We start from the raw sequence: 7,498 nt of genomic DNA, 5'->3' as shown, positions 1-7,498 counted from the left end.
TTTCATTTAGTATTTGTTTTAATTTCTCTAAATCTTTCATAAGTTTATTATACTAAATTAATTATAAATGTAAAGTTACAAGTTTTAATCATAATAAGCATTAACTATTCTTAAATAAGTTTATACTTAATAATAAAATCTATTGTATTAATGATTGTTATCTGAAGAATTTTTTATCTAAATATTCTTTTGAAAGCCTTAATACAAAAGGTCTTCCATGAGGACAATTTGTAAGTATATTTTCTTCTTCAAGCAAATCAATCAATGTCTGCATATCACTGTTCGAAAGTTTATCTCCAGCCTTTGGAGAATATTTACATGATATAGTAGAGCAGGTATGTTTTATTACTTTTTCTAAATTGTTATTGTCGCCCTTTGAAATATATATATCCAAAATGTCTTTTATTATTTTTTCAATTTTTTGATTTCTAGGAATGTATATTGGTATATCTTCTATTATAATGCTATGTTTTGAATTAGCTTCAAATTTTAATCCTATTGATTCTATTGATTCTTTTGATGCATTTAAAATATCAATTTCATAATCTCTGTACTCAATTTCACAAGGTATTAATAATTTTTCATATTCTATTTTTTTTGACATAAGAGTTTTATATATTCTTTCATAATTTAATCTTTCATAAGCGGCATGCTGATCTATTATATACATTTCATTACCTCGTTCAGCAACTATATATGAAGAAAATACTTGTCCTACAGCCCTTATGTATTCACCAAATTCATTGTAATAATTGTTGGATTGATTAGTATTATTGTAACTGGTTTCATTATTATGTATTATATCATCATTTGTGGTATTAATATCGTTGTTAACATAATTGTTATCTGATGTATTAATGTTTTGATATGTATTATTTAAAATATAATTTGTTTCTGAGGCAGTATTTTCTATATTATTATTTTGAATAGGAAATGTAGGAGTAATATCTTTATCAAGATCAACTTCTATATTAACAGAATCAAATGTATTTCCTACATTAATATTGTTAACTATTGCATTATAAAGTATACCTGAAATTTCTCTTTCATTTTTTATTCTTACTTCTTTTTTACTAGGGTGAACATTAACATCTATTTTATTGCTGTCTATGTTTATGTATAAGAAGAAAAAAGGATATCTTTCTTTAGGTATAGCATTTGAATATGCATTTTTTATAGCATAAGATAAAACTCTATTTTCTATAGGTCTGTTATTTAAGAATATAAAATTATTCTTTCTCATAGATTGGCTTATTTTAGAATTTGAAAATAACCCATAAATAGTTACATCTTCTTTTTCTATTTCAATCTCTACTAAATTTCTAAATACATTACTGTCAGATATGTAATTTTCTATTCTTTCTTTTAAAGTATCTACTTTTATATATGAATTTACAACTTTACCGTTATTTTTTAATTTCATAGCAATTTTTGGCTGCACTAATGCTTCCATATCAAAAACTTCTTTAACAAGAAAAAATTCTCTTGAAATATGTTTTAAGAATTTATATCTGGCAGGAATATTAAAGAATAGATTTTTAGCTATTACTTTTGTACCTTGAGAAGCGGCAGCAGGTTTATGTTCTATTATTTTTCCGCCTTCAACTACGATTTTTCCTCCATTACTTTCATCTATATTTTTTGAAACTATTTCCAAATTAGTAACATCTGATATAGAAGCCAAAGCCTCACCTCTAAATCCTAAAGTATATATTGAATCTAAATCTTCTATGGTATGAATTTTACTTGTGGCATGATGTGTGATAGCCAAAGGAAGTTCATCAAAATGTATTCCATTTCCATCATCTTCAACAATCATTGATTTAATTCCAGCTTCTTCAACGGATACTTCTATATTTGAAGCTCCGGAATCAACAGCATTTTCAAGTAATTCTTTAAGCATAGAAGCAGGTCTTTCTATAACTTCTCCAGCAGCTATACGGTTTGCAACAGATTGTGGTAACTTTATTATGTTCTTATTCATATACTTATTTTCTCTTTTTATACTCATATTTTGAATATATATTATCGTAAAAAGATATAAAAATGAATAGAAGTTATATTATATAGATTATATATTATTATTTTGTTATAAAGTATACTATAGTTAGGTATAATAAAAAAAATGCAATATTTAATTGAATTCAAAAAAAAAATGTACTATACTAAAAGCAACACATCAATATTGAATTATAAATGTGAAAAAATTAATAATTATTTGGAGATTAAAATATGTCTAGGAAAATAGTGATAGCAAGTGCTTGCCGTACACCAATAGGAAGTATGGGCGGAGCTTTAAGTACAGTTCCTGCTGCTGAGTTAGGTTCGATAGTTATAAAAGAAGCTTTAAATAGAGCTAAAGTTTCACCAGATCAAGTTGATATGGTATATATGGGTTGTGTTATACAAGCATCATTAGGACAAAACGTAGCACGTCAATGTTCTATAAAAGCAGGACTTCCTGTAGAAGTTCCTGCTATGACAATAAACGTTGTTTGCGGTTCAGGTCTTGATGCTGTAAATTTGGCTGCTAATATGATAGCTGCTGGAAATGCTGATATAGTAGTTGCCGGCGGTACAGAAAATATGTCATTAGCACCTTATGCTTTGAAAAAAGCTCGTTATGGTTACCGTATGGGTAATGATACTATAATAGATACTATGGTTAATGATGCTCTTTGGGATGCATTCAATAATTATCATATGGGAATTACTGCAGAAAATATATGTGATGATTGGAAATTAACTCGTGAAGAATTAGATGCATTTGCTGCTAATTCTCAGCAAAAAGCTGTAAAAGCTCAGGAATCAGGTGCTTTCAATAAAGAAATAGTACCGGTTACAGTAAAAACTAAAAAAGGCGATGTAGTAGTAGATAAAGATGAAGGTCCAAGACCTGGTACTACTGTAGAAACTTTAGCTAAATTAAAACCAGCTTTCAAACCAGACGGAGGTAGGGTAACTGCTGGTAATGCTTCAAGTATTAACGACGGTGCTGCTGCTGTAGTTGTTATGAGTGAAGAAAAAGCTAAAGAATTAGGAATTACTCCTATGGCTACTTGGATTGCTGGCGGTTTAGGCGGTGTTGAACCTAGAATTATGGGTATAGGACCAGTTGCTGCTACTAAAAAACTTATGGCCAAAACAGGTTTAACTATTAAAGATTTTGATATCATTGAATCTAATGAAGCTTTCGCTGCTCAGTCTGTAGCAGTTGGTAAAGAATTAGGTATAGATGTAGAAAAACAACTTAACCCTAATGGCGGTGCAATCGCTTTAGGTCACCCAGTAGGTGCTTCTGGATGTAGAATACTTGTTACTTTACTCCATGAAATGGAAGCTAAAAATGCTAAGAGAGGTCTTGCTACTCTTTGTATCGGCGGCGGTATGGGTTGTGCTACTATAGTAGAAAGACAATAATCCTTATTTTTTATAAAAAGTGTGTTACGAGTTTGATTTTTAATGAAATAGCTTTATTATTTTTAAGGTTATTTGATTCATATAGCCTTTACATTTCGTTTTACCAATGTGAAGGCTATATGGAATAATTATTTTAAATTTGAAATTTTTCTATATTGAATAGGTTTTCATTTATAGTGTTAATAATTTAAGAAGGAGAAATAAATGGAATTCATTAAATATGAAGAAAAAGGCATGATTGGTATTATTACTATTAGCAGAGAAAAAGCTCTTAATGCCTTAAATTCTCAAGTTTTAGATGAAATAGAAAAAACTTTTGATAGTGTTGATCTTAATAATATAAGATGTTTAATATTAACAGGTGCTGGCGAAAAATCTTTTGTAGCTGGTGCTGATATATCTCAAATGAGTACTTGTACTAAAGCAGAAGGAGAAGCATTCGGTAAAAAGGGTAATGATATATTTAGAAAAATAGAGACTTTCCCTATACCTGTAATAGCTGCAGTTAATGGTTTTGCTTTAGGCGGCGGATGTGAAATTGCTATGAGCTGTGATATACGTATTTGTTCTGAGAATGCCATATTTGGTCAGCCTGAAGTTGGTCTCGGTATTACTCCAGGTTTCGGCGGTACTCAAAGACTTCCAAGAATAGTTGGTGTAGGTATGGCTAAACAAATTATATATTCAGCTAAAAACATTAAAGCTGACGAGGCTTTAAGAATAGGTCTTGTTAATGCTGTTTATCCTCAAGCTGAACTTATGGCTCAAGCTGAAAAATTAGCTACTGCTATAGCATCAGCAGCTCCTATTGCTGTACGCAATTGTAAAAAAGCTATCAATGAAGGTTTACAAGTTGATATGGACAAAGCTATAGTTATAGAAGAAAAATTATTTGGCGATTGTTTTGAAACAGAAGATCAGAAAGAAGGTATGAAAGCTTTCTTGGAAAAAAGAAAAGTAGAAAAATTTGTTAATAAATAATAATTAACAATTTTTATTATCAATAATAAATAATAAAGGAGTTAAAAATGAAAGTAGGTGTAATTGGTGCTGGTGCTATGGGTTCAGGTATAGCACAAGCTTTTGCTCAAACAGAAGGTTATGAAGTTTATTTATGCGATATAAAAGAAGAATTTGCTGCTAATGGTAAAGCAAGAATTGCTAAAAGTTTTGAAGGTAGAGTAGCTAAAGGTAAAATGGAACAAGCTGCTGCTGATAAAATTTTAGCTAAAATTACTACAGGTTTAAAAGATATTTGTAAAGATGCTGATTTAATAGTTGAAGCTGCTTTTGAAAATTTAGAAGTTAAAAAAACAACTTTCAAAGAATTACATGAAATTTGTAAACCAGATTGTATATTCTCATCAAATACTTCTTCTCTTTCTATAACAGAAATTGCTGCTGGAATAGGAAGACCAGTTGTAGGTATGCATTTCTTTAATCCTGCTCCTGTTATGAAATTAGTTGAAGTTATTTCTGGTATTAACACTCCTAGAGAAATAGTTGAAAAAATTATTAAAATATCAGAAGAAATAGGTAAAACTCCTGTAGAAGTTAATGAAACAGCTGGTTTCGTTGTAAATAGAATATTGGTACCAATGATTAATGAAGCTATAGATTTATATTCTATGGGTATAGCTTCTGTTGAAGGTATTGATAATGCTATGAAATTAGGTGCTAATCACCCAATGGGACCTTTAGCTTTAGGAGATTTAATAGGACTTGATATAGTTTTAGCTATAATGGAAGTTCTTCAAAAAGAAACTGGCGATCCTAAGTATAGACCTAGTGCTTTACTTAAAAAAATGGTTCGCGGCGGTTTATTAGGTCAGAAAACTGGTAAAGGCTTTTACGATTATTCAAAAAAGTAATAGTGTTTTAGTTTATTTATAGTAGTAGAATTAATACGGGAGGATTATATTTTTTATATCCTCTCGTATTTTTTTATTTGGAGATTTTATGACAGAAATAGAAAAAATGGAAAATGGTTATTTATGGGAAGATACAAAAGAATATTTTGAAGAACAGCGTATAACAAGAGAACTTCTTTATGATTTCAATCATTCAAGACCATCAGAAGAAGAAAAAAGAAAAGAAATATTAAAGAAAATGTTATGTTCTATTGGAGAAAATGTTATTGTTGTTCCGCCTCTTACATTACTCAGAGGAAATAAAGTGAGTATTGGTGATAACTCATATATTAATTCTAATTTAAATTTGGTAGATGATTATACTATTAATATTGGAAAATATTGTCTTATAGCTCCTAATGTTTCAATAACAACAACTGGACACCCAGTTGATCCTGAGTTGCGTAAAACAAAGATGTATACTTTCCCTGTTAATATAGAAGATAATGTATGGATTGGAACGGGAGTTATTATTTTACCCGGAGTTACAATTGGAAAGAATTCTGTTATAGGTGCTGGAAGTATTGTAACTAAAGATATACCTAGTAATGTTGTAGCATTTGGAAATCCTTGTAAAGTGGTAAGAGAAATAAATGAAAAGGATAAGAAATTCTATTTTAAAAATTATGAAATTTGATTTTGTATTTTATTTTATCAAAATGAAATGATTTAAAAATTTTTATATTAGGGCTTTAGTTATATACTATTTGTATTCTTATTACATAAAGCACTTATATATTTATAAAAAATTAAAATATCAAACTGAATTTATTCTATTATATTTTTTCTGATTTGTTCTAATATAGACATAAATTTATCAGCATTTTCTTTATCAATGCCTTTTGTTATTTGTTCTACAACTTTATTTTCATAAACTTCTATTTCCATAAGATCATTTTTAGCTTTATCAGTTAAAAATAATGAAAATGCTCTTTTGTCTGATTTGTTTTCATTTCTTTTTACAAGAGATTTTTTTTCTAACTTGTCTATTATTGCTTTAACTGTATTTTGATCTTTATCAAGTCTTATAGAAAGCTCTTTTTGAGATATTCCTTCTTCTTTGTATAGTTCTTTGATTACTACTAATTGTTCCGGTGTAATATTAAATTCATTTATTTGTTTGCCGATATATTGGTATATTTTTCTGGCTGTATAGCAAACTTCGTATCCTATATTGGTATTAATATAAATTCTCCTAAAATAAAATGCTATCATAATTTTATATCATGATAGCATATATTTATTTTTTTGTTAAGGGATATATTATTTTATTTAGCTCTTTCTATTAATGAATTAAGATATTTTTCCATAGAATCTTTTGACATAATGAATGGATTTTGTTCTCCTTCCTTCAAATTAGCAACTTTTTCTAAATTGGCATATCCATTATCAGCGAATAAATGTGCAGTTAATGATACTGATGCATTTCTTGCTGTAGCTTCTTTTTTGAAATATCCAGCAGAAGTTTTGTATTTAGCAATTAAATCTTTTTCTCTAGGAAGTCCAGTTCCTCCCCAAAGTACTGCAGTATATTCTTTATTTTTATATTTTACTGGAAATATAAAAGAAGTACATCCCGGAGTATGACCTGGTGTTTCTAATATAGTTATACTCATATCTCCAAGTTTTATTACATCTTTATCTTTTGAGTAAATGTCAACTTTTGTTTTTGGAGAGCGGGAAGAATTAGGCCCAGTATTTAAATTATTCATTAAATCGGTATCTGTTTTTGTAAGTACAACTTTAGCACCATATTTTTCTCTTAAATAATTAGCTCCGCCGTAATGATCTCCATGACCATGACTTAATATTATATATTTTAAATTTTTATGGTCTAATCCAAAATTTTTTATGCCTTCTTCTATAAGTTTGGCATCTCTGTTATCCCACATAGAATCTATTAGTATTAGACCGTCAGAAGTATTGATTACCCAAGCAACAACACTCACAGTTCCTATACAGTATACATTATCAAATACTTTTGTAGGTTTTAAAGGAGTGTTATCATTTAGGTAATCCATTGGAGTTTTTTCAGCAGCAAATACCGAAAAAATGAAAATTAAATAAATGAAAAAAGTTTTTTGTAATAAATTAATCAATTTAAACCTCCTTGAAGTATCGATATTACAATAATAGTACGTATACGTATTATTGTCAATATGATTTTA

At 28.6% G+C, this 7,498-nt stretch carries 7 protein-coding genes; 4 read left to right on the top strand and 3 right to left on the bottom strand.

Annotated features, from left to right (window positions below):
- Positions 1–157: 157 nt before the first annotated feature.
- Complete coding sequence (gene mutL / locus Q0K52_RS08560; protein ID WP_297298496.1) at positions 158–1,984, bottom strand: DNA mismatch repair endonuclease MutL; 1,827 nt, start codon at positions 1,982–1,984, stop codon at positions 158–160.
- Between the two features lie 248 nt (positions 1,985–2,232).
- On the opposite strand from mutL, the gene Q0K52_RS08555 reads away from it, so the two are divergent.
- The 4 genes from Q0K52_RS08555 to Q0K52_RS08540 all read left to right on the top strand — a co-directional run bounded on the left by Q0K52_RS08555 (position 2,233) and on the right by Q0K52_RS08540 (position 5,967).
- Entirely contained in the window at positions 2,233–3,420 is a 1,188-nt protein-coding gene (locus tag Q0K52_RS08555) for an acetyl-CoA C-acetyltransferase (RefSeq protein WP_297298494.1), read from the top strand.
- 204 nt (positions 3,421–3,624) lie between these two features.
- Positions 3,625–4,401, top strand: a complete 777-nt coding sequence (locus Q0K52_RS08550; RefSeq protein WP_297298491.1) for an enoyl-CoA hydratase-related protein — start codon at positions 3,625–3,627, stop codon at positions 4,399–4,401.
- Positions 4,402–4,448: 47 nt separating this feature from the next.
- A complete protein-coding gene (locus Q0K52_RS08545) occupies positions 4,449–5,291 on the top strand; it encodes a 3-hydroxyacyl-CoA dehydrogenase family protein (protein WP_297298489.1) in 843 nt (280 codons plus the stop codon).
- Between the two features lie 88 nt (positions 5,292–5,379).
- Positions 5,380–5,967, top strand: coding sequence for a maltose acetyltransferase domain-containing protein (locus Q0K52_RS08540; RefSeq protein WP_297298487.1), 588 nt, complete (start codon positions 5,380–5,382; stop codon positions 5,965–5,967).
- Positions 5,968–6,098: 131 nt separating this feature from the next.
- On the opposite strand, the gene Q0K52_RS08535 is transcribed toward Q0K52_RS08540, so the two are convergent.
- Positions 6,099–6,545, bottom strand: a complete 447-nt coding sequence (locus Q0K52_RS08535) for a MarR family transcriptional regulator (RefSeq protein WP_297298486.1) — start codon at positions 6,543–6,545, stop codon at positions 6,099–6,101.
- 53 nt (positions 6,546–6,598) lie between these two features.
- A complete protein-coding gene (locus Q0K52_RS08530; RefSeq protein ID WP_297298484.1) occupies positions 6,599–7,429 on the bottom strand; it encodes an MBL fold metallo-hydrolase in 831 nt (276 codons plus the stop codon).
- Between the last annotated feature and the right edge of the window lie 69 nt (positions 7,430–7,498).

The organism is uncultured Brachyspira sp., from assembly GCF_944390845.1.
Classification (GTDB): Bacteria; Spirochaetota; Brachyspiria; order Brachyspirales; family Brachyspiraceae; genus Brachyspira; species Brachyspira pulli.
Note: the sequence above shows the minus strand (reverse complement) of the source record. Positions and strands in the feature narration are given on the sequence as shown.